18 protein-coding genes are annotated in these 21370 nt (G+C 63.7%); 5 read left to right on the plus strand and 13 right to left on the minus strand.

The annotated features are described in order from the left end of the window. Positions 1–8 precede the first annotated feature (8 nt). From AC07SI_RS04175 to AC07SI_RS04190, 4 genes are all read left to right on the plus strand, one after another. The gene (locus tag AC07SI_RS04175) at positions 9–2234 is read left to right on the plus strand and encodes a cytochrome P450 (RefSeq protein ID WP_495005182.1); all 2226 of its coding nucleotides are present in this window, start codon (positions 9–11) and stop codon (positions 2232–2234) included. Beyond that, a complete protein-coding gene (locus tag AC07SI_RS04180; RefSeq protein ID WP_495005183.1) occupies positions 2231–3037 on the plus strand; it encodes a class I SAM-dependent methyltransferase in 807 nt (268 codons plus the stop codon). The genes AC07SI_RS04175 and AC07SI_RS04180 overlap by 4 nt, the downstream gene beginning before the upstream one ends. 64 nt (positions 3038–3101) lie before the next feature. Continuing rightward, positions 3102–3644 (plus strand): isopentenyl-diphosphate Delta-isomerase, encoded by a 543-nt coding sequence (gene idi, locus AC07SI_RS04185; protein ID WP_083221412.1) that lies wholly within the window; start codon positions 3102–3104, stop codon positions 3642–3644. Between the two features lie 478 nt (positions 3645–4122). After that, positions 4123–4617, plus strand: a complete 495-nt coding sequence (locus AC07SI_RS04190; RefSeq protein ID WP_213553178.1) for a hypothetical protein — start codon at positions 4123–4125, stop codon at positions 4615–4617. Between the two features lie 45 nt (positions 4618–4662). Here AC07SI_RS04190 and AC07SI_RS04195 read toward each other — a convergent pair whose 3' ends face one another. Beyond that, positions 4663–6876, minus strand: a complete 2214-nt coding sequence (locus tag AC07SI_RS04195) for a tetratricopeptide repeat protein (protein ID WP_495005184.1) — start codon at positions 6874–6876, stop codon at positions 4663–4665. 172 nt (positions 6877–7048) lie between these two features. Between AC07SI_RS04195 and AC07SI_RS04200 the strand changes: the two genes are divergently transcribed. Further along, complete coding sequence (locus tag AC07SI_RS04200; RefSeq protein ID WP_120448650.1) at positions 7049–7720, plus strand: DUF3313 domain-containing protein; 672 nt, start codon at positions 7049–7051, stop codon at positions 7718–7720. A gap of 3 nt (positions 7721–7723) precedes the next feature. Here the strand turns inward: AC07SI_RS04200 and AC07SI_RS04205 are convergent, their stop codons facing one another. From AC07SI_RS04205 to AC07SI_RS04260, 12 genes are all read right to left on the minus strand, one after another. After that, positions 7724–8698 (minus strand): DUF3829 domain-containing protein, encoded by a 975-nt coding sequence (locus AC07SI_RS04205; RefSeq protein ID WP_106803807.1) that lies wholly within the window; start codon positions 8696–8698, stop codon positions 7724–7726. After that, positions 8695–9318 carry a hypothetical protein gene (locus AC07SI_RS04210; RefSeq protein ID WP_495005185.1) on the minus strand — a complete coding sequence of 208 codons (624 nt, stop codon included), beginning with the start codon at positions 9316–9318 and terminating at the stop codon, positions 8695–8697. Before AC07SI_RS04210 ends, AC07SI_RS04205 begins: the two co-directional genes overlap by 4 nt. Beyond that, positions 9282–10226: a J domain-containing protein gene (locus AC07SI_RS04215; protein ID WP_495005186.1), complete on the minus strand. Its 945-nt coding sequence runs from the start codon at positions 10224–10226 to the stop codon at positions 9282–9284. Before AC07SI_RS04215 ends, AC07SI_RS04210 begins: the two co-directional genes overlap by 37 nt. A 43-nt stretch (positions 10227–10269) precedes the next feature. Further along, a complete protein-coding gene (locus tag AC07SI_RS04220) occupies positions 10270–12762 on the minus strand; it encodes a spermidine synthase (protein WP_495005187.1) in 2493 nt (830 codons plus the stop codon). A gap of 115 nt (positions 12763–12877) precedes the next feature. Beyond that, entirely contained in the window at positions 12878–14464 is a 1587-nt protein-coding gene (locus AC07SI_RS04225) for an arylsulfatase (RefSeq protein WP_495005188.1), read from the minus strand. Positions 14465–14539: 75 nt separating this feature from the next. Next, positions 14540–15541, minus strand: a complete 1002-nt coding sequence (locus tag AC07SI_RS04230) for an HAD family hydrolase (protein WP_495005189.1) — start codon at positions 15539–15541, stop codon at positions 14540–14542. Beyond that, on the minus strand, positions 15538–16587 hold the full coding sequence (locus AC07SI_RS04235; RefSeq protein WP_495005190.1) for a hypothetical protein: 1050 nt from the start codon (positions 16585–16587) through the stop codon (positions 15538–15540). The genes AC07SI_RS04230 and AC07SI_RS04235 overlap by 4 nt, the downstream gene beginning before the upstream one ends. Beyond that, positions 16584–18050, minus strand: a complete 1467-nt coding sequence (locus AC07SI_RS04240; protein WP_495005191.1) for a vWA domain-containing protein — start codon at positions 18048–18050, stop codon at positions 16584–16586. The genes AC07SI_RS04235 and AC07SI_RS04240 overlap by 4 nt, the downstream gene beginning before the upstream one ends. Further along, on the minus strand, positions 18037–19023 hold the full coding sequence (locus AC07SI_RS04245; RefSeq protein ID WP_495005192.1) for a vWA domain-containing protein: 987 nt from the start codon (positions 19021–19023) through the stop codon (positions 18037–18039). Before AC07SI_RS04245 ends, AC07SI_RS04240 begins: the two co-directional genes overlap by 14 nt. Continuing rightward, a complete protein-coding gene (locus AC07SI_RS04250) occupies positions 19010–19465 on the minus strand; it encodes a DUF4381 domain-containing protein (protein WP_495005193.1) in 456 nt (151 codons plus the stop codon). The genes AC07SI_RS04245 and AC07SI_RS04250 overlap by 14 nt, the downstream gene beginning before the upstream one ends. Then, a complete protein-coding gene (locus AC07SI_RS04255) occupies positions 19462–20385 on the minus strand; it encodes a DUF58 domain-containing protein (RefSeq protein ID WP_495005194.1) in 924 nt (307 codons plus the stop codon). Before AC07SI_RS04255 ends, AC07SI_RS04250 begins: the two co-directional genes overlap by 4 nt. Beyond that, positions 20382–21356 carry an AAA family ATPase gene (locus AC07SI_RS04260; protein WP_495005195.1) on the minus strand — a complete coding sequence of 325 codons (975 nt, stop codon included), beginning with the start codon at positions 21354–21356 and terminating at the stop codon, positions 20382–20384. Before AC07SI_RS04260 ends, AC07SI_RS04255 begins: the two co-directional genes overlap by 4 nt. Positions 21357–21370: the final 14 nt, after the last annotated feature.

Below are 21370 nucleotides of genomic sequence, written 5' to 3' on the forward strand. Positions count from 1 at the left end.
AATCCCTCATGGCATCGCAACCCTGCGAAGGCGATCCCGGCACCGGCCAACGCGATCACTTATCACCGACACCGCTCATTATTCCCGAAATCCATCTGCCTTTCGCTGGTCCGCCACCGCGTTCCGACCGTGAGCCGTTGCGTGCACATGCTCTCGCCTGGGCGCAGCGGTATGGCTTGATCGGACGCCGCGGTGCGCATCGGTTGAGTACCACTGCGCTGCTCGAACTGGGCATTGCGCTGTGCGGAAGGGCGCCCACGCCACAAGCCGAGATTCTGGTCTGCTGGTACCTGTGGGCGCTGATCCTCGATGACCGAATCGATGATGGCCCTTGGGCGGAAAAAGGTGCACTGGATCGTTTCATCACCGCAGTACAGGCTTTGACCGACGGTTGCGAGGCTGATCCTGCAGCTGAAACCAGCCGCTTCGATGACCCGATGCTCAGTGTTCTGGTCGATGACCTGTGGCCTCAGACCCAGCGCTTGGGGAGCGACCATTGGCGAAATAGGCTCGTGCGGCATTTGATCCAACATCTGCGAGCGCAGGCGACGCTGGTCCGCGTGCGGGAAACCGGCACGGCGCTCACGTTGGCCGAGTACCTGCCTTTGCGCCGTAACTCTTTCGGCGCACTGTTCTTCTTTGATCTCATCGATGCGGCTGAAACGCTCGATCCGTACGCGGATGCAGCGGACACCGAATGGTGGAACACGCTGCGTGAGCACGCTGCCGATATAATTGCCTGGACGAACGACATCCATTCGATTGCCAAAGATGTGGTGTGTGGTGAGCGCTTCAACCTGGTGTCGATCCTTGCCGATACCAGAAGCCTGGACTGGCCTGCCGCGATTGAATCGGCCCATCAGATGGTGAACACGGCGGTTGCGCAGTTCACCGCGGTCGCCGCCCAGCCTGCGAATCATCGGCGGTCCGCCGCGACTGACCCGGATCGGCTGCGCCAGGTTGTCCGGGCGGCGGGTGACTGGCACCGGAGCGTTTCTCGCTATCACCTGCAAGCTGCCGACGCTTCGGCACAGGATAACCGGCAAGTGGATCTGAAACTGACCCCGCCGACTCTTAAATCCCGTCAATTCGAAGTCGACCCGTACCCATTGTATGAGCGTTTGCGTACCTCGTTACCGATCGTTTACGACGAGCCCACCGATGTGTGGCTGGTCAGTCGATATGTGGATGTGAAGGCGGCGCTGACCCATCCTGGGGCGAGCAACAACAACTACAGTTGGCAGATTGGACCGTTGCTGGGACACACAATTGTCACTATGGACGGATGCGAGCACGCTCAGCACCGAGCGTTGCTGAGTCCATCGTTTCGCAGCAATGCCCTCGCGGCGCTTGAGACCTCCATCATCGCGGTAACCACAGACCTTCTGGCGCAAATGCAGGGTCGACGTCAGGTGGACCTCATTGCCGATTTCACCGCGGCACTGCCCGTGCGGGTGATGGCTCGCGCACTGGGTCTCCCGGCTGAAACCCGCGAGGAAGTGGAGCGGCTTAAACGTTGGTGTGCCGTGGGCTTTGCTTATATGGGCAACTATCGACAGGACCCGGCACTGTTGACCGGTGGGTTATCCAACCGAGACAGTTTCTACGACTTCATCCAGCCACACATCGACGCCCGCCGTTCTGAACCCTCAGATGATTTGATTTCGCAGCTCCTGGCGGCTCAGATCGACGGCAAGCCGTTGTCGGAGACGTTCGTCCGGTCCTACTGTGCGATCCTGATGACGGCGGGTAGCGAGACCAGTCACGGTGCGCTGGCGAATCTGATTGTCAACCTGCTGAACGAGCCGGGTGTCAAAGACGCGGTGATGGCCAATCCAGAGCTGATGGATAATGCGCTCGCCGAAACCCTGCGACGCAACCCGCCTTTGCAACTAGTACTGCGGGAGGCCCGTGAATCGCTGGAGCTGCCGTCGGGAACGATTCCTGCCGGAGCGACCCTGGCCTGTCTGATCGGCTCGGCCAACCGTGACCCAGACCAATTCACCGATCCGGACACTTTCAACATGTCGCGCACCGAACACGCAGCCAGCCATTTCGCCTTTGGCGCGGGGCGCCACTTCTGTCTGGGCTCAATGCTGGCACGGATGGAGATCACGATCAGCGCTCGCATGCTGCTACAGGCCTTTCCAAACCTGCGCTGGGCTCCTGGGTTCAAGCCTACCGAGCACGGATTCCTCAATCGATGCCCTGGGCACCTGGAGGTCACACTATGAGTACTACTGACTTCACTGAGGAAGCCGGCTACACCAGCAGTTATCTTGCCGATCAGCACGCAGGCCAATTGGCCCGTTTACGCACCCTGGAGCGTGCCTTTGACCCCTTGAGCGAGGAGGTTTTTAATCAGTTGGATCTTACGCACACGTCTGCCATCCTCGATCTCGGCGCCGGTGCCGGATCCTTCGCGAGATGGCTGAGCAAGCGATATCTCGACGCGACGGTCACCGCCACTGACATCGACACCCGATTCCTGGCCGATATTCCCGGCATTCGGGTGCTGACCCACAATGCGGCGACTGATGGTTTTCCTGCTGCCTCCTTTGACGTGGTGCATGCTCGGGCGCTGCTGTGTCACCTCAGCGAACGCGAAGAAATCTTGACGCGAGCCGCAACCTGGGTCCGCCCGGGCGGTTGGTTGGTGATCGAAGACGTGAGTCTGCAACCGAGCTTGAGCACTGCGAACCCGCTGTTTCGAAAAGTAGCCGAGGCCGGAGTCACCCTCCTGGAGCAGACCATCGGTTCCAACATGCGCTGGGCTGATACGCTTGCCGCTGGATTACGTGCTCGGGGACTCTCCAGCGTTGGGCAACGTACCCTCGAAGGTCGAATCGGTGACAACAGCCTCGCCGATGCCTTTTGGGCTGCAACCACCGCCCAGGCTGGACCGGCGCTGCTGAAACTGGCGTTACTCACTCAAGACGACCTTGACGCCATGGCCCGCCTGCGTGCCGATCCAGGGTTCGACGAGGCAGCGCTGACGTTCGTCAGCGCCTGGGGGCAAGTCCCCTTACCTGAGTAAACCTCGCGCACTGAAAGCAGTGTGCGGGGGAGGGCATGCGTAATTGCACGGAAGGGAATGCACAATGAACAATGATGTAGTGTTAGTTGACGCTCAGGATGTACAGATCGGAGTGTGTGACAAACGCACAGCACACCTGGGAGCGGGAAAGCTTCATCGCGCATTTTCAGTGCACCTGATCGACAGCGATGGGCGTCATCTACTTCAGCGTCGTGCCGCCGGAAAAATGCTCTGGCCAGGGTTCTGGTCGAATGCGTGCTGCAGTCATCCGGCTCCGGGAGAGACTATCCTGGATGCCGCAGCTCGTCGTCTGCGTGAGGAATTAGGCGTCACGGCCTCGTGCCGTTTTTTATACAGTTTTGAGTACCATGCGCGCTTTGGTTCAATCGGCGCGGAACACGAATTTTGTCATGTATTGGTTGCGCAATCTGACGCTTTGGTCAGCCCGGCACTTGAAGAAGTCAGCGAGATCAAGTGGTGGACACGAGCCGAAATATCCGCGCGCCTTTCAGAATCGCAAGAACAGTTCACTCCCTGGTTTCGAATGGAGTGGCGTCAGCTTTTATCGGAGCATCCCTCTTTCGATACACCTGTATTGCAGGCCTGATCAAGCCGCAATGGGCGTCATGCGAATCTCCTGAAATCCTCAATCCCAGGCGAGGATCTTGCGCGTGCTGCAGTGTGTACCTGTAGCACGCAACACCGTCATGACAGGTATAAACCTGTTAATTCTAACAGTAGACGGTAAGCGTTTTGGCGCTGTTAATGGAGGTCAGGCCTATTCCATGCAGGCTTGATCCATTGATAGACGAAGGAATTGCATATCGACTACGGCGCTTACGTTAACAGGCGCGCCGTTCATCGATCAGCCGTGGCGCAATATCCCGCCCCTGAAACGCCAGCCCAGGGCTGGCACGTCAACCGCACCGTTCATTGCATTCCACGTTGAGGCCGGGGCGCCTGGGTTGGAGTTGATCCAACGGTCAGCGACGAGCCGCGCCTCACGCTGGTGTTTAGTCATACGCTGAGTGGCCGCATCTGCCATGATCAGGCTTCGCAATCTGGCTCACCCAAGGAAATCCGCAATGGACGATGTACAGCAACTGGGCGAGATGCTTCGTCATTACGCTGATAGCGAAGCGCACAAAAAACAGCAATTTGACCTGCAGTCGGCGCGCTGGACGCACAAGCTCAACGAGTTGTTCGGGCAGATCGAGCAGTGGCTCGAACCGGTCAAGCAGGTGGGGTTGCTCGAAGTTCACCGTGAGCCCTATGTGGCCAGCGGACCGAGCGTGCCGGTCGAGGCCTCGACCTTCAAGACCGAGAAGCTGACCGTGCAGATCACCGGCAAACCGGTGGAGTTCGTGCCGGACGTGATGGGCGTGGGCGGCTTGATTTCCGTGGCCGTGATGGGCCTGACCGCTGCGCGCCACGGCAGTGTGTCGCTGGTGCTGGCGGCGGATAAAAATGACTGGATCTGGAAGAAAACCAACGGCCTGAAAGACCCGGACACTTTTGCCTTCGACGCCAACTTCCTCGCCTCGCAATTGCAGAGCCTGATTCCGCGCGAACGCGGCTGAAGCACACGGCCCTCGCCGGTACATCGGTGCCGACTGAGGACGTGTCTACTTCAGCGCCGGGTCGCCGGGGTTGAGCGCCTTCCAGCTTTGCAGCACGGCCTGCGCCTTGGGTTCCTGGCCATTTTCCAGGTAGTACTGGATCAGCGAAAGCCGCGCAGTGCGGTGATAGGGCTGGCGCTTGAGCAGGTCTTCCAACTGCTCGCAAGCTGGCTCGACCTCACCGCTGTCATGCAGGGCCACGGCCAGTACGTACGCAAACTGGGCGTTGGCCGGGTCCAGTCGTGCCGCTTGGCGCAGGTAGGGCATGGCCTTGGCGGTGTCGCCAGCGCGAATCCGCATCAAGCCCTGGGTGTGCTGCAACAGCGGCGCGTCGGGGTGCAGTGCCAGCTGCTCGGCGATCAACGCGCGTGCTTCGTCGGCGCGACCATTGGCTTCAAGCCACTGGGCGAAGGTCACCAATGCCGGGAAAAAGTCCGGATCGCGCAATAACGCGGCGCGCAACTGCGCTTCGACCCGGTCGCCACGGCCGCTGGCCTGGTAGAGCATCGCCAGGTTGAGGTTGGCTTCGGCGCGTTCCTGCAGGCTCAACTGCACCTGTTCGTATTCGGCGATGGCCTTGTCCCAGGCCGGGCCCTGTCCCGGCACACTCAGCAGATCGCGCGCGGCGAGGATGCGCACGGCGCGCACCGGATCCTTGAGCAATGGCCCATACAGCGCGACACGCTCCGGTGGCGGCAACAACGCGCTGACCGCACGCACGGCACTTTCGCGCACCTGCGGGGCGGCGTTGGCCAGGTCCCTGGTTGCCAGCTTCAGCGCTTGTTCGCTCGGGTAATTGGGCAACTCCATCAACATCGTCGCGCGCTGGATCGCCGGCAGGTTGCTGCGCGCCAGCTGGTCATACAGTGCCTGGGCCGCACCGGGCTGGCCCCCGCGAATCAGCGCCATGCTGTCCGCGTAACTGGGAGCGCGCAGCACGTCCCGCGCGCCGGCGGGGATGCTGAAGCTGTGGTCGTGCCGCAAATCGTTGCCCATGTAGAACTTGCCGGGCATATGGCAATCGACGCAGAACGAACCGGGTTGCCCAGGTGGCAGCCGCGTGTGTTCGATGGACTCGTAGTTTTTTGCCTGCAAGCCACGCCCGTCCACCGTGGCGATCGGGGTTTTGCCTGCCGGGTTATGGCACTGCAGGCATACGCCATTGCCTGGGGCCTTGAGCTCGGCGCTGTGGGGGTTGTGGCAATTGCTGCAGCGCACGCCTTTTTCGGCCATTTTGCTTTGGGCGAAGGAGCCGTGCTCAAACACTTCATCCTTGATCTTGCCGTCCAGGGCATACAGCTCGCGGGTCAACACGCTGGGCAGGTAGTCGTCCATCAGGCGCTTGCCCACGGTGAAACCATCGCCCAGCGGCGCACGGCGTGCATGGCAGCGGGCGCAGGTTTCGAGTTCGACGGTGGCGTCCTTGTCTTTCAAATCCACGGCAAACCCGGCGTGCACCGCATCAGTGTTTTTGGCGGTCCACTGCAGGTGGTTGGAGGCCGGGCCATGACAGGCCTGGCAGCCCACGCCGAGGCTGTTCCATTGACTGTTAAAGCGGTTGTTGAGCGCATCGAAGTTGCGTTTGTAGCCGGTGGTGTGGCATTCCACGCACATGAAGTTGGCGTTCTGGTTGGGTTTGCTCCAGTGCAACGGGTTCTTGAAGGTGACGCCCTGGCCTGGATAGAGATGAAACCAGCGGCCTTTCTGGGTATCCCAGGCCACGCCCAGGGCCTGCAAGCGACCGTCGCCGACTTCGAGCAGATATTGCTGCAACGGCGCGATGCCAAACGTGTAGGCCACCTTGAAGTCGGCCGCCTTGCCATCGCTGCCCGGCGTGTTGACCCAGAACTCATCGCCGCGTTGATAGAACCGCGTGGTTTCACCTTCGGCACTGAACGAGGCGTTGTTGAAATCCGCCGGGATCGTCTGCGGCGTGGCGGGCTGCATCGCCAGTTGGTGGTGCGAGCCTTGCCAGTCCTTGGCCTGGGCCTGGTGGCAGCCCTGGCACTGCTGCTCGTCGACCAGTTGCGCAGGGGGCGCGATGACCACCGGTTTGGTCGCCGCCACGGGCGCCGGAGCCGGTAACCGAGGCGCGCTGGCCTGCAGGAAAAACCAGATCCCGGCCATGGCCGCCAACAGCAGCACAATCAGCACGGGGTACAGGTAACGACGGGGCGAATCACGGTGGGGTACAACAGGTGCTGGTTTGGGCTTGGGCATTCCGACTTCCGCTGTCTTGATGCATGGACGCTCTACGGCGTGCTTAAGCTCCGTGCAGCTTTGACGCTGGCCACAGTCCTGTCAAACGGGCAGGTGAAAAAAGCACTATTTCGCCAGGATTGGCTATACCTACAGCTCAGTGTTTTGACGAAGACCGCCAGGGAGTTCAATGATGAAACTAAGGCTAATGATCAGCACCGTGTGCATCGCAACCCTCGCCATGAGCGGTTGCGCCAGCAAGGTCACGCAACCGGATGAGTACTCGGGCTTTCTCTCCGACTACAGCCAGCTCAAGGAGGCCCAGTCGCCTTCGGGGGCCGAAGTGATGCGCTGGGTCGATCCCAAGCTGGATCTGAGTCGCTATAACGCGGTGTACATCGAACCGACCCAGTTCTACCCCAAGCCCCAGGCCACCGCGAAAATCCCGGACAGCACCCTCAATGGCATCAACACCTACTACAACCAGGCGCTCAAGCGTGAGCTGGCGAAGTCGTTGCCGCTGGCCAATGCCCCCGGCCCTGGCGTGATAGTGGTGCGTGCGGCGATCACGGCGGTAAGCAGCAAGACCGAGTCCCTCAAGCCGTATGAGTACATTCCGGTTGCCCTGGTGGCGGCGGCGGTGAGTACCGGCACCGGCATCCGCGACCAGGAAACCACCCTCGGCACCGAGGCGCAGTTCCTCGACGGCGCCAGTGGCAAGGTGCTCGCCCAAGTCGTGCGCAAAGGCACCGGCAAGCCACTGGCGAACGACTCGCAGGTGATGAAGGCCGACGATGTCAAAAGCGTCATTGATGGCTGGGCATCGGACCTGCATCAGTCTTACCTGAAGCTGAAAAAGCACTGACGCTTAAAACGCATTCCTGGCCGGTTTGTTGTAGTAGCTGAGCAGGGCATCGTAGCGGCGGGTGACGAGGTAATAGTCGTCACTCAGTTGCTGCGGTGGGGCGTGTTCGTGCCAGTGTTGGGTGAGCGTGCGCAAGGCTGAGAGGTACGCGTCGGCCGGCTCGTTCAGGGTGTACCAGAGAAAATGGGCTTCTTCGTCGAGCTTGTCGCCCGGATGGGTACGCACATAGGCCCGGGCGCTGTCTGCCGCCTGTTGCACGGTGTCGGCCAAGGCTGCCACGGCAGGCGGCGTCAGGCTGGCGTTGCGCATGCCTTGCTCGATCTGGTTCACGGCCTGGCGCGCGGCGATCATGTAATTGAGCACCTGCCAGTGCATGTCCCGGCCGAAGCGTGCCTCGATCAACGCCAGCTGCGCCGGGCGCACCGCCATGTCGGCCTGCTCCAGCGGCGTGCGCAGCGCGGTCGAGGCCGCCAGGTAGTCCTGGCCTTTCTCGGCCAGTTGCAACGCATACTGTTTTCTCACGGCTTCGACGAGGATTTGCTGTGCGGCAGACGTCCACTCCGGCAGCGTGACCCGATCAGCCAGCGAGGTGAAGCTGTTCAGGCTGGCCGCGTAGGTCGCGGCGGGCCCGAGCAGTGGGCTGTCGGGTTGCTGGCGCCGCAGTTTCAGGGTGTACAGCTCAGAGCAGACCGACGCGCGGATATAGCGGGCATCGGGCTCGCTGCGGTCGCCGAATTTATCGTAGCTGCGCACTTCCTCCTGCCCGGTACTCATGAAGTAGTAGGCCAGGCGTGTTTCGCGATCGACGCGGTTTACGCAATCAATGATCGGCGCAATGGCGCTGGCCGCCGCGGTGTAGGGGCTGTCACGCTGGTCGAGCCACAACTGGGCGTATTGCAGCGGTTTGGTGGCGCCGGCTACGCCGAGCAAGCCCAGGCCGAGCACCAGGCCGATAGGCACCAGCCATTTCGGATTCATTGCGTCGCCTCCTGTCCATACCACTGCGCCTCGGTGGCGGGGGCCTGGCACGCGGCGTCGGTGCGCGGCATGCGACTGCACAGGCGTTCGGTCCAGGGTTGCAGGCCCTGGTTGCGGGTGACGCGGTGCTGGCTGTCGAGCAGGGCCAGGCCTGCGTACAGCGCAATCCCCAGGATCACCAACAGTCCCATGCCCAGTACGGCCCAGCGCGGATTGCGCGCGGTCCACGGGGTGTGACTGTTCATCAAGGGTCGCTTGATCACGCCGATAAGCGCCAGCACCGCCACCAGTGTCAGGCTGGCAAACGGGCTGAAGACATACCCCAGCGTGGCGGCGAGGATCAGTCCAGGCACCAGGTCCCGTATCGGCAGCAATGGCAAGTGTGTAGGGCTGAGCCAGCGGGGCAGGCGTTGACTGAGCTGCTCATCCAGCACGCGGTACTGATGGGCCAGCGGGCGCCAGGCCTGCCAGGCCACACCGGCGCCGATTACTGCGGCGAATGCCCACAACACGCCGTAGCCCAGCGTCGGTACCACGTTGCCGGCCAGGGTTTCGGCCTTTGCCAGCGCGCCGACCAGGCAACTCAGCACCAGCGCGACGATCCACGGCCAGGTGTCCATCGCCGTGTCCCAGCCTTGCCAGAAATACACAGTGCCGCTTCGGCCACGTGGTCGGCGTAGATGTCGGCGCTGAGCGCCTGGCAGGCTTTCCAGTCGTGTTCGTTGAAGCGCTGGGCGAAGGCACGCCGCTGGCCCAGGCTCAGCGGTGCCAGCAGCAACCGCGCGGCCCGTTGTTGCGGGGTGTTGGGGGCTTCGGCCGCCAGGGCACGCTGGCGCGCCATGAAGATAGGCGCTTGCTGGCGCCGCAACAGCAGCGTCCACTCGTCTGCCGGGCAGTCATGACCCGCGCCGCCGTGCCAGTGCTGGCCGGCGCAGACTGCCTCGAATACGGCGCTCGACCAGTAGTGACTCTGCGCCAGCAGCCGCGCCAGCCAGTGGTTGAACCACTCGGCATGTGGGTGATTGTTCACCCAAGGGTGCTCGTCGCGCGCTGCATAAGCGGCCAGGAACCCCGTCTCATCCTTGTGCTCCAGAGCTTCGCGCAGCGGTTGCTGCAAGGCCGCGCGGTGCTTGCGCTCGAGCTTCCCGACCAGCTCGGCGGGCAACTCCAGGCGCTGCCAGGCGGTCAGCCAGTTGAACGTTTCAAAGGCCCAGCGCGTGTCTTCGGGGTTGAGGTCGCCTTCGATGTCGCGCAGCAGCAGGTGGATTTCGAAGTGCAGGGCGCCGCCATTACTGAGCGCCGCCTGGTAACGCTCGGCCAAGGTCTCGCCATGGGTCTCGATGATGACTTCGTCGGCTTCTTGCGGTTCCTCGCTCCACGTCAGCGCGGCCTCATAGGCTTCGCGCAGGCGCTGGAAACCCTCGGGGTCGTCATCCGGCCGGGCCTTCTTCAGCAGCGCCGCGTAAGTGCGCTTGATCGTGCGGCTATCGGCATCCGGCGGCAGGCCAAGGATATTCCAGCAAGTCATGTGCGGTGCAACTCCCTAAACAATCGCGCGCACATTACCTGTTTTACGGGGTGATAAACCAGCGGTAGTAGGGGTTGGCGCTGTCTTGCTGCAATACATCGCGAATATCCCGGCCCCAGGCATCGCGGTCGCCGTCGTAGGCATGCAGGCTCGCGCGGTAGAACTGCAGCAGGCGTTGCTGCTCGGCGGCCAGGGTGCGGGTGAAGGCTGCATCGGCGTTGACCAGCGGCGCCGGCACCCGCAGGTCGAGCAACGCCGGCAGCACCCGCGTGATCTCCTGGCTGCGCACCCATGGCGCGTATTCGATGCGCGGCTGGTCGTCGGTGACCGGCAATGCATCGGCGGCAAAGCGCTCAAGACCCTGGCGGTCGGTGACCCAGGTGGCGAGCAGCGTGGCCGCCGAATCGATACCGACGTCCGCCAGCGCGCTGCTGACGCCGGGTTGCGCAAACCGTTGGCGAATGCGTTCGGCATCCAGTTCGATGGGGTCGCGGGAGCCCACCAGCAACATCTCGTGGAATTCACTGGTCCACAGCGAGGCGTACGGGAATACGTTGAGGAAACTGCGCACCAAGGCACGGGAATCGTCGATATTCTGCGTCGGCAACGGCAGCCATTGCGCCAGCAGGCCCTGTTTGCCCAGGCGCGTGGCCGCCAATTGGTAGAAGTCCTGGGAATACAGGTTGACCACGCCGGCGGCGGAGGGCGGCGGCGGCTCCAGGGTGATCAGGTCATAGGTTTGCGGGTTGCGCAGCAGTTCCTGGCGACCGTCGCGCAGGCGTACCTCCACGCCCGGGTCACTCGCGACGTTGTAGTTGCCCTTGAACAGCGGCGCGGCTTGCACCACGCCCGGCAACAACTCGGCAACCACACGCTGCTCCAGGCCCGGATAGCGCAACAGCGCACCGGCGGTGATGCCGGTACCGAAGCCGATTACCAGCGCCGACTTGGGCTCGGCGTTATGAACCAACAACGGCAACAATGCCTGGATGCGCATGTAGCGCAGCGACGGCATGGCGTCACCGGTATTCGACACGCCCTGGATATACAGGCGCTGGAAGCTCCGCGCGCCCTGGCCCTGGGTGACCACCGCGACCGTCGCGCCACGTCCTTCCTGGTAAAACGCCACGCTGGCATTGCGCGCGCCGGGCAGCAGCTTGGCGAGCCGGTCCACCGGCGTCAGCAGCGCCACCGCCAGCGACACCAGCGCCACTGCGACCACGGCCTGGCGCCGGCCTTTTTTCACGCCATGGCCACGACGTACGGCCAAATAACCCACAATGCCGGCGACCACGGCCAACAGGCCCAGGGTGCGCACCAGCCCCAGCCAGGGAATCAGCACAAAGCCACACAGCATCACCCCGACAATCCTGCCGAGGGTGTTGAAGGCCACCACCGCACCGACATCGCGCCCGACCTGCTGGTTGCCGACACTCAGGCGCAAGGCCACGGGGAACGCCGCACCAAGCAACAGCGTCGGCACAAACACGATGCACAACGCCGCCACGGCAAAACGCGCGCTCATCCCGGGCAACTCACTGCCGCCCAGGCTCAATACCAACGCCTCGGCCTGGGTTTGCAGCAGCACCAGCCAACGCCCGAGCAAGGCGATTTCCAGCAGCGCCACCAGCCCCGCGCCCGCAATCAGCAGGCCAAAAACACCCCAGGGATCGCGCAGGCGCTGCACCCGATGGGCCATCAACTGGCTGCCGATAAACAGCCCGCCAAGGTAGGTGGCCAGCACCACGGCAAACGCGTAGGTACGGGTGCTCATGAACTGCACGATGGACTGCGACCACACCACTTCATACCCCAACGCCACGCCCCCGGCGATGGCGTACAACACCAGTGCCAGCCGCGCCGGCTGCACGCGATGGGCCGGCGGCACCCGCGCCGCCACCGGGTGACGCAGCGACAGCAGCGCCCCCAGCGCCGCCACCAGGTTGAGCAGCGCCGCCGCCAGTGCACTGCCGCGCACACCGAATTGCGCGATCAGCACAAAAGCGGTCAGCAAGGTCCCGGCAATCGCGCCCGCGGTATTCGCCGCATACAGGCGCCCACCGGCCTGGCCCAGGCCCTTGGCGTCGATGTTCAGCGAACGCACCAGTACCGGCAGCGTGCCGCCCATCAGCAGGGCTGGCAAACCAACCAGCAGGAACGGCAGCGCCCAAGCCAGCAGGCCGATGCGCTGCTCCAGCCAGGCGAACGGTTCAGCCGCCATGCCCAGGGCCAGCGTCGCGCCCACCCCGAAGACCGCGACCAATAATTCAATCCCGGCATACAACAACAGCGGCCGTGCAAAGCGGTCCGCCAGACGCCCGAACAGCAGCCCGCCCAAGGCCAGCCCGGCGAAAAACGCACTGATCCCGGTGGTGATCGCGTACACCTCCACGCCGACCACCAGCGACAGCTGCTTGATCCACAGCACCTGGTACACCAGGGCGGCGCTGCCGGAGATAAACAGGAGGAGGGCGGGAATGAGGATTGCGGCGGACGAGGTCACATCAATGGGCTTGCTGGCGGTGCGTGAGGTCATTGCCGAATTCCAAGGTAAGCGCAGGAACCTGTGGGCGCACGCAAGCCGGCGCCCACAGTGATCTCCAGTGATTCACAGAATGTGCCCACCCCATGCGGTGAGCACAGTGTTACCGCTAGCCCGCAGGTGCGGCCTTCATCTTCGCCTCGATTTTCTTGTCCACCGCTTCACGTATCTGGTCGATGCTGAAGCTGGCCGGTTTCTGGCTGGGCGGGTACTCGATGAACGTCTCGAGGAACTTCGCCGATTTGGTCACCGCCACCGCACCGAGGTAGACGTTCTTGGTGCTCCAGTCGTAGTACTGGTCGGAGACCACGTCCGCGCGTTCATACGGGTCCATCCTCAGGTTGAAGATCTTCGGCACCCGCAATTGCACGAAGGGCTCGCTCCAGACGCGGAAACCACCCGGCTGGCGCTGTTCGGCGAACACTACTTTCCAGTTGTCGAAGCGGACCGCCACCAGCGCTCCGTCATCGTTGAAGTAGAAGAACTCGTTACGCGCGCCCTTGGGTTGCTGGCCGGTGATGTACGGCAGTTGGTTGTAGCCGTCCAGGTGCACCTTGAAGTTGGTGCCGCCTGCCGTCGGCGCCCAGCCCTTGAGCAGCTTGTCCTTGACGTCGCCATCACCGGCGGCGGCCAGCAGGGTCGGGAACCAGTCCAGCCCCGAGACCATTTCGTTGGACACTTCACCCGCCTTGACCTTGCCCGGCCAACGGATGATCGCCGGCACCCGGTAGGCGCCTTCCCAGTTGGAGTCTTTCTCGTTGCGGAACGGCGTGGTCGCCGCGTCCGGCCAGGAGAACTGGTTCGGCCCGTTGTCGGTGGTGTAGACGACGATGGTGTTGTCGGCGATTTTCAGCTCGTCGAGGGTTTGCAGGAGCTTGCCCACATCGCCATCGTGTTCGAGCATGCCATCGGCGTACTCGTTGCCGGGCATGCCGCTCTGGCCCTTCATCGAGTCACGCACGTGCGTGAATACGTGCATGCGCGTGGTGTTCATCCACACGAAGAAGGGTTTGTTGGCTTCGGCCTGTTTCTTGATGAATGCCTGGGCCGCCGCGGTGGTTTCATCGTCGATGGTTTCCATGCGCTTGGTGGTCAAGGCACCGGTGTCTTCGATCTTGCCGTCGGCGAAGCTGTGGATCACCCCGCGCGGGGTGTTGGCCTTGACGAACTCCGCGTCGTCCTTGGGCCAGTAGGGGCGCTCGGGTTCTTCTTCGGCATTGAGGTGGTACAGGTTGCCGAAGAACTCATCGAAACCGTGGTTGGTCGGCAGGTATTCGTCGCGGTCACCGAGGTGGTTCTTGCCGAACTGCCCGGTGGAGTAGCCCAGCGACTTGAGCGCCTGGGCGATGGTGATATCACGCTTTTGCAGGCCGATTGGCGCGCCCGGGATGCCCACCTTCGACAGGCCGGTGCGCAACGGCGTCTGGCCAGTGATAAAGGACGAGCGCCCGGCCGTGCAGCTGTTCTCCGCGTAGTAGTCGGTGAACAGCATGCCTTCTTTGGCGATCCGGTCGATATTCGGGGTCTTGTAGCCCACCACGCCCATGGAATAGGCGCTGATGTTGGTCTGCCCGATATCATCGCCGAATATCACCAGGATATTCGGCTTGTCGGCGGCCCAGGCGGATGCCGAGGCCCCCAGCACCGAAGCCGCCACCAGGGCGAGCTTCGGCAGCCACTTACGTATGCGAGTCATAAGACTTGCTCCTTCTAGGGCTTGAGTCGCATTGCCTGCGACCAACGTTTTTTACAGTCCATCGCTACGTCTTGCTTATTGCACCTTCACTTGCACAGCCGGTTCGAAGGGGTAGATGCGGCGCCATTCGCTCGCCATGTCCACCACGGTCCAGTGCTGTGTCCTGGCCAGGTCCAGGGCCTTGTCCAGGCGCCCCACCTGAGAATTGCGGTCATAGGCCCACTCGCGCTTGGCGTCGGTGTGGTGGACCAGGCCCATAAAACGCTTGCCCGAACCTGCGGCGGTCCACTGCAGCATTTGCAGGTCGCCGTCGGAGTTGCCGAAGGCCAGGATCGGCCGGCGGCCGATGATCGAGTCGATGCTTTCCGGCTTGCCCGGGCCGTCGTCGTTATGCGCCAGCTTGGCCGTGCGCAAGACCTGTGGCTGGCCGTCCTTGAGCTGGAACTGGGTGACAAAATTCGAGCCGATCACCTGTTCCGGCGGCACGCCATACACCTCTTCGGCAAAGGCGCGCATGAACGCGGTGTCACCGCCGGAGACGATGTAGGTCTTGAACTGCTGGCTGCGCAGGTAGTCGAGCATTTCCAGCATCGGCTGGTAGATCATCTGGTCGAACGGCTTGCCGGTCTTGGGATGACGGGCCTGCTTCAACCAATTCCGGGCATTGGCGATAAAGGCCTCGGTGCTGACCCCGGTGTGGGTGGCACCGATGATTTTCAGCAGGCCGTCCATGCCGCTCTGGGCCAGGGCCTGGTGATCGTTCTCAAGCACAGCCTTGAACGGCTGGGTGGTTTTCCACTCCGGATGCTGCGGCGCCAGGCGCTTGACTTCATCGAAGGCAAACAGCACTTCGAAGTACGCCGGCTGTTCGGTCCACAGGGTGCCATCGTTGTCGAACACGGCGATGCGTTCGGCGGGCTTCACGTAGTCCTTGGAGCCTTCGACCGTCACGGCCTGGACGAACTCGATGATCTGTTGTTTGCTCGGGCCTTCGTTCCAGGAGGGCAACGGGTCGGCAGCGAGGGCGGGCAGGCTCAGCAGGAGCAGCAGGGGCAGGGCAGAACGCAGTGACGTCATGGGAAGTCCTTTTCGTGACGAGGGTTCAGTGCAAGCAAGCGTAGTCGACGACACACCCAACGCAATGTCGCGCACAGCGTTCGCCACAGCGGTGGAACACGTGGCCACAGGCCATGTAGCAGGTAGCCGGCCAGCACCAACAGCACACCGGCGGCGATCCACACCATCCACTGCCGCGACAGCTGCCAGCGGCTGTGCTGCCCGAGGGCCTTGAGGTCCTCGGCGACGGAAAACGTCGGCGTGTAGGCGCTCGCCGCCTGGGCGTCGAAGGTCAGCGCCGGAAGCTGCGCGAGTTGCAGGCGATGGTGACGGCTGTCCCACCATTTCACGCTGATCGCTGGCAGGCTGAAGTGACCGCCCTGTTGCACGCGGTACACCAGCCGGTCGATACGCTGGCCGCCGGTGATGGCCCCCCGACCGTCATCCAGATTGCTGATGATCGGCGCTTGCGGGTACAGGCGCAGGCCACTGACATCCGCGGCACTGGGGGGTGGGAGCGACAGCGCGGGTGTGTCGTCGGCTTGCAGGGTCAGGGTACGCGTGAGGCTGTCGCCGACACGCAGGTCGGTGGCCGCCAGGGTCTGGCCCAGGCGCAGGTCGCTGGCAACCAGCACGGGTTCGCCGGGGGCAAAGCCTGGAGGCTGGGTGGCCTCGAACGTCAGCGGCGTACTCTGCGCACTCAGGGGCGCGCTGGCCTGGCCGGGTTGGGCGCTGACGGTCAACGCGGGCACCGTGAAACGTTGCGCCACGCTCGGGGTGATGCGGTAGGCGTAGCGCATGCCGTAGAAAGTCTTGCCGTCGATCACCTGAGTGGTGTGCTTGGCCTCGCCGCCGGGCGCTTGCACGCGTGCGCCGTCGAGTTTGAGCGGTGGCAACGTCGCGGCGGCAGTGAACCAGGTGTCGGTCAGTACGTCGACCTGGACTTGCAATTGCTCGCCCACCACTACGGACGCGCCCGGTATCAGCTGGGCTTGCACCCGCAGTTGCGGCTCGGCCGCCCATAACGGTCCCGCAAGCAACAGCAGCACGGCGCAATAACCCTTCATGGCTGCGCCTCCTGATCCTGCAGGCTGAATTTGCGCCGCAAGAAGGTGGCCGGCGAGGTGGTCAGGTTCTGCAGCCACAACGCATCGTCATGGGCTTGCTCGGTCTGGATTGTCTTGCTCTGGCCTTTGCCGGGTGCCTTGTCGAACTTGACCTCATCGGGCTTGACCTCGGGCGCGTTATTCGCCGCGCTCTCGGTGTCTTTTTTCAGCGCGATGGCCAGCGCGAGGTTGGCGCTGGCCTCGGGAAACACCGGCTGCAACTGCAACGCGTGTTGATAGGCGACGATGGCGTCATCGAACTTGAAGCGGCGCACGTGGATATTGCCCAGATAGAAGGCGGCCGGCGCGGTGTCGAGGGTCGCGAAGGTGGTTTGGGCCAAGTCGTAGTCGGCGGCGTTGTAGGCGGCGATACCTTTCCAGTACGGGTCGACAAACCGCGCCGCCGCCTCGGGGTAGTGGTGGTGTTCGAAGGCCCAGCGGCCTTGCTGGTCCGGCGTGAGGAACGGATTGGCCTCGGCCTGGGTTGGTTGCAGCAACACGCCCAACAGCAACACGGCTGTCCAGTTCAGGCTCCAGCCCCGCCGCACGCTGAACAGCGCCAACAGCAACAGCGGCCAGCACAGCCAGTAGCCGGCGTCTTTCCATTGCAGCAGGCGCTGCTGTTCGTCGGCGTTCTGGAAGTGCGCCTGGGCGTGCAGTTCGATCCAGTCGAGGTCATCGTCATTCAGCGTAAGGCTGCCCAGCGGCGCGTCGGTGGCCGAGGCCAATGCCTTGAGCGTGGGGCTGCTACCCAGGGCCAGCACCAACACTTGCAGCGGGCTGTCGGCCAGATGCTGCTTGAGGCTCGGCAATTGCGCGGTGTCAGCACCGTCGGTGACCAGCAGCAGGGTGCCGGGTGCGTTGTCCAGCAAGCGCTTGGCCTGGTCGATCACGGCGGCCACATTCTTGCCGGGCTGGCTGATCAGGTCGGTGGCCAACGCCTGGATGAAGGTGTCGAGCAATGCCGGGTCATCGGTGGGTGGCAGTACCAGGTGGGCGCTGCCGGCGTACACCAGCAGCGCAGTGCGTGCGCCTTTGCGCCGCTGCACCAGGTCGTGCAGCGTGTGCTGGGCGGCGCGCAGGCGTGTCGGCGGCACATCGGCGGTGTCCATCGAGGGCGAAAGGTCGACGGCGATAATCAGCGGTGCGCGGTTTTCCAGGAAGTCCGGGCGATCCTGTTCCCAGGTCGGCCCGGCAGCGGCGATGGCGCCGAGCATCAGCAGGGCGCTGAGCACGTGCACCGGGCGCAGGCGATGGCGATCGGTGGGCGTCAGCAGTAAGTGCGGCAACAGATGGGGCGCGATATTTGCGCGCAGGCGCCGCTGCAGGTCGCGGCTGCGCCGCCAGATCAACGGCAGCAACACGCCAACAAGCGCCAGCAGCAGCCAGGCGGGGCGCAGGAAATGGAAGTCAGCGAGATTCATCAGCGGCCCTCCGGTGCGGCCAGCCGGCGGCGATCAGGTGATACACCGCCAACATCGCCAGCGCCGCCGCCAACGGCCACCAGAACAGATCGCGCTTGGGCTGGTGGCTCAGCGTCTTGGCCTGATGCGGGGTGATCGTATCCAGGGTGGCGTAGACCTGGGCCAGGCTGTCACGGTCCTCGGCGCGGAAATAGCGGCCGCCGGTGGCCGAGGCAATCGCTTGCAGCGTGCTCAGGTCGACCTTGGCCTCGCCGCTGGCCTGCGGGTCGCCAATCGCGATAGTGTGGATGATCACGCCCTTGGCGGCGGCCATCTCGGCGGCGTGGTCGGGTGGGATTGCGCTGCTGGTGTCGTTGCCGTCGGTGAGCAGGATCAGCACTTTCTGCGGCTCATGGGCCTGGTCCAGCAGCTTCAGGCCCAGCCCGATGGCATCGCCGATGGCGGTATTGGGCCCGGCCATGCCGATGCCGCTGTCGTCCAGCAGCAGCGACAGGCTGGTGTGATCGAGGGTCAATGGCGCCTGGGGATAGGCGCCGCTGCCGAACAGGATCAGGCCGATGCGGTCATTCTTGCGTTGCTGGATAAAGCCATGCACCACCTGTTTGACGGCGGCCAGGCGGTCGATCCTGTGCCCGTTGGCGTCGTTGAAGTCCTGGGTTTCCATGGACTGGGAAATATCGATGGCGAGCATCAGGTCGCGCACCGGTTGCTGGCGTTCGATGGGTTTTTCCACCCACACCGGGCGGGCGATGGCCACGACCAGCAAGGCCCAGACCAGCAGGTTCAGCAGCAGTTGGGCGCGATTGTGCCGCGCGCCGCTGTTGGACGGTACGGCGCCGACGGCCTCGGTCATGCCACTGAAAAACGGCACGCGCACGGCGCTGCGGGCTTCACGGTAGTGCGGCAAATAGCGGTAGGCCAGCCATGGCAATGGCAGCAACAGCAGCAGCCAGGGGTAATCAAGCTGCCACATGGTGATGCTCCACCCAGGCTTTGCACTGGGCCAGCAAGTGCGCGTCCGCCGACGCCGTGCCGTAGGCCAGTGCACCCAGGCGCTGGCTGAGGTCAGCGGGCACGGGCGCGCCGGCGTGGCGCTGCAGGAAGGCTTGCCAGTCGGCGCCGCTCAAGGTCGGCACGCGCTGGCGTTCCTCGGCGCCCAGTGGCATCGACAGCGCGACGCGCTTGAGCAGTTCGGGCAGCTCGCGCATATCCCGCAGGGCATTCAGGCGTGCCAGGGCTTCGCGCCGGTACGCATCACGTCGCCAACGCAGCCACCTGCGCGCGGCCAGTATCAGCACGCCCAGCACGGCCACGCCCAGTAGCACGCCCCAGCCCCAGGTCTGCGGCCAATAGCTGACCGGCGCGGGCAAGCCCAACTCCTGGAGTTGCTCGATGCTCGGGACCGGCGTGCTCACCGGCGTCTCCCCAGTTCGCTGCGCAATTGGTCGACGGCGGGCAGGGCCGTGCTGATCATCAGCAAGGGCACCTGGCTGCGGCGCAACAGACTCGCGACCGCCTGCAAACGCCCGCCGAGAAAATCGCCCAAAGGTTGGCGCACCTGGCGCTTGCTCACCTCCAGCGTCACCTGCAACTGGCCCTGGGTCACGAGCAATTGCCCCCGGCTGGGCACGTTGAGCGCCAGCGGGTCGTAGACCTGCAGCGCCACCACATCGTTATGCGCCGACAGTTGCTGCAGCAGTTGCAAAGTGCGCGGTCCGGCACCGGCGAAATCACTGACCAGGCAGATCAAGTGGTCGTGGCCGGCCACCGCCAGGCAGTGTTGCAGGACCTTGTCCAACTGGCTGTCGCCGTCGCCATCGGCGTTGCTCGCCTTCAACTCGCGATTCTGCTCGGCGATACGGCTGCACAGTGCTTCCACACGCTTGCGGCTGCGCAACGGCACGACACTGTCGATGCGTGCATCATTGAACACCAGGCCGCCGACCCGGTCCCCGGCGTTGAACACCATCCACGCCGCCAGCGCGCCCAGCTCGGCGGCGACCGCCGACTTGAAGCTGCGCACCGAACCGAAAAACATCGACATGCGCTGGTCCACCACGATCAGCGCCGGGCGGTCGCGCTCTTCGGTGAAGGTGCGCACCACCGGTTTGCCGGTGCGCAGGGACGCGCGCCAGTCCAGGTGGCGCAAATCGTCACCCGGCTGGTAGCGGCGCAGCTCGTCGAAATTCAAGCCACGCCCGCGCAGGCGTGAGGCATGGTTGCCGGCCAGAATGCTGCCCTGGGGCTGGCGCGCGACGAAACTCAGGTCGCGCGCCTGGAATTGCAAGGCCATCAGTTGCGCTAGGCTGACGTAGACGAAGCCGTCGGCGTTCATGCCGGAATCGCCACTTTGCTCAGCAGGCGGTCGAGTACCTGATCGGCGCTGACGCCATCGGCCACGGCGTCGTAGCTCAGTTGCAGGCGATGCCGCAGCACCGGGTGCGCCACCGCCTGCACATTCGCCGGGGTGACAAAGGCCTGGCCCTGCAACCAGGCGTCGGCCCGTGCGCAGCGGTCCAGGCCGATGCCACCGCGCGGACTGGCGCCGAGGCTGATCCAGCGTGCCAGATCGGCATCGTAGTCGGCGGGATGGCGGGTGGCGTTGATCAGGTCGATCAGGTAGCGATCGATAGCGGGGGACACCTGCACCGCGCTGACGGCGTGGCGGGCGGCGAAGATCACTTCCTGGGCCAAGGTAAAGCCCTGCACGGCCTGGGTGGTGGCCGCCTGTTCTTCCTCACGCAGCAGGCGCAGGACCTGGCTTTCATTCTCGGCACTGGGGTAGTCCAGCAGCACCTTCATCACAAAACGGTCCATCTGCGCCTCCGGCAACGGGTAGGTGCCTTCCTGCTCGATAGGGTTTTGCGTGGCGACCACGATAAACAGCTGCGGCAACCCATGACTGGCGCCGGCCACGGTGATTTGCCGTTCTTCCATGGCCTCCAGCAGCGCCGCCTGGACCTTGGCCGGGGCGCGGTTGATCTCGTCGGCAAGGATCAGGTTGCCGAACAAGGGGCCGGGCTGGAAGCGGATCTGGTTCTGGCCGTCGACCTGGTGCAGCACTTCGGCGCCGGTGATGTCCGAGGGCAGCAGGTCAGGGGTGAACTGGATACGGCTCATTTTCGCGTCCAGGTGCCGCGCCAGCGCCTTGACCGTGCGGGTCTTGGCCAGTCCCGGCAGGCTTTCGAGCAACAGGTGCCCGTTGGCCAACAGGCCCAGCAGGATCTGGCGGATCACCTGGTCCTGGCCGAGCACACTTTGCGCCATGCTGGCTTGCAAGGCTTTCACATCATCGAGCGCTGTCATGCCAATCATCCTTG

It is taken from the genome of Pseudomonas sp. GW821-FHT05D12 (genome assembly GCF_059419825.1).

Coding starts and splice junctions, on each gene's coding strand:
- AC07SI_RS04235 (WP_495005190.1), bottom strand. CDS start 16,587: ATGAAGGGTTATTGCGCCGTGCTGCTGTTGCTTGCGGGACCGTTATGG.
- AC07SI_RS04255 (WP_495005194.1), bottom strand. CDS start 20,385: ATGAACGCCGACGGCTTCGTCTACGTCAGCCTAGCGCAACTGATGGCC.
- idi (WP_083221412.1), top strand. CDS start 3,102: ATGAACAATGATGTAGTGTTAGTTGACGCTCAGGATGTACAGATCGGA.
- AC07SI_RS04210 (WP_495005185.1), bottom strand. CDS start 9,318: ATGGACACCTGGCCGTGGATCGTCGCGCTGGTGCTGAGTTGCCTGGTC.
- AC07SI_RS04175 (WP_495005182.1), top strand. CDS start 9: ATGGCATCGCAACCCTGCGAAGGCGATCCCGGCACCGGCCAACGCGAT.
- AC07SI_RS04180 (WP_495005183.1), top strand. CDS start 2,231: ATGAGTACTACTGACTTCACTGAGGAAGCCGGCTACACCAGCAGTTAT.
- AC07SI_RS04195 (WP_495005184.1), bottom strand. CDS start 6,876: ATGCCCAAGCCCAAACCAGCACCTGTTGTACCCCACCGTGATTCGCCC.
- AC07SI_RS04230 (WP_495005189.1), bottom strand. CDS start 15,541: ATGACGTCACTGCGTTCTGCCCTGCCCCTGCTGCTCCTGCTGAGCCTG.
- AC07SI_RS04245 (WP_495005192.1), bottom strand. CDS start 19,023: ATGTGGCAGCTTGATTACCCCTGGCTGCTGCTGTTGCTGCCATTGCCA.
- AC07SI_RS04200 (WP_120448650.1), top strand. CDS start 7,049: ATGAAACTAAGGCTAATGATCAGCACCGTGTGCATCGCAACCCTCGCC.
- AC07SI_RS04205 (WP_106803807.1), bottom strand. CDS start 8,698: ATGAATCCGAAATGGCTGGTGCCTATCGGCCTGGTGCTCGGCCTGGGC.
- AC07SI_RS04215 (WP_495005186.1), bottom strand. CDS start 10,226: ATGACTTGCTGGAATATCCTTGGCCTGCCGCCGGATGCCGATAGCCGC.
- AC07SI_RS04240 (WP_495005191.1), bottom strand. CDS start 18,050: ATGAATCTCGCTGACTTCCATTTCCTGCGCCCCGCCTGGCTGCTGCTG.
- AC07SI_RS04220 (WP_495005187.1), bottom strand. CDS start 12,762: ATGACCTCACGCACCGCCAGCAAGCCCATTGATGTGACCTCGTCCGCC.
- AC07SI_RS04190 (WP_213553178.1), top strand. CDS start 4,123: ATGGACGATGTACAGCAACTGGGCGAGATGCTTCGTCATTACGCTGAT.
- AC07SI_RS04225 (WP_495005188.1), bottom strand. CDS start 14,464: ATGACTCGCATACGTAAGTGGCTGCCGAAGCTCGCCCTGGTGGCGGCT.
- AC07SI_RS04260 (WP_495005195.1), bottom strand. CDS start 21,356: ATGACAGCGCTCGATGATGTGAAAGCCTTGCAAGCCAGCATGGCGCAA.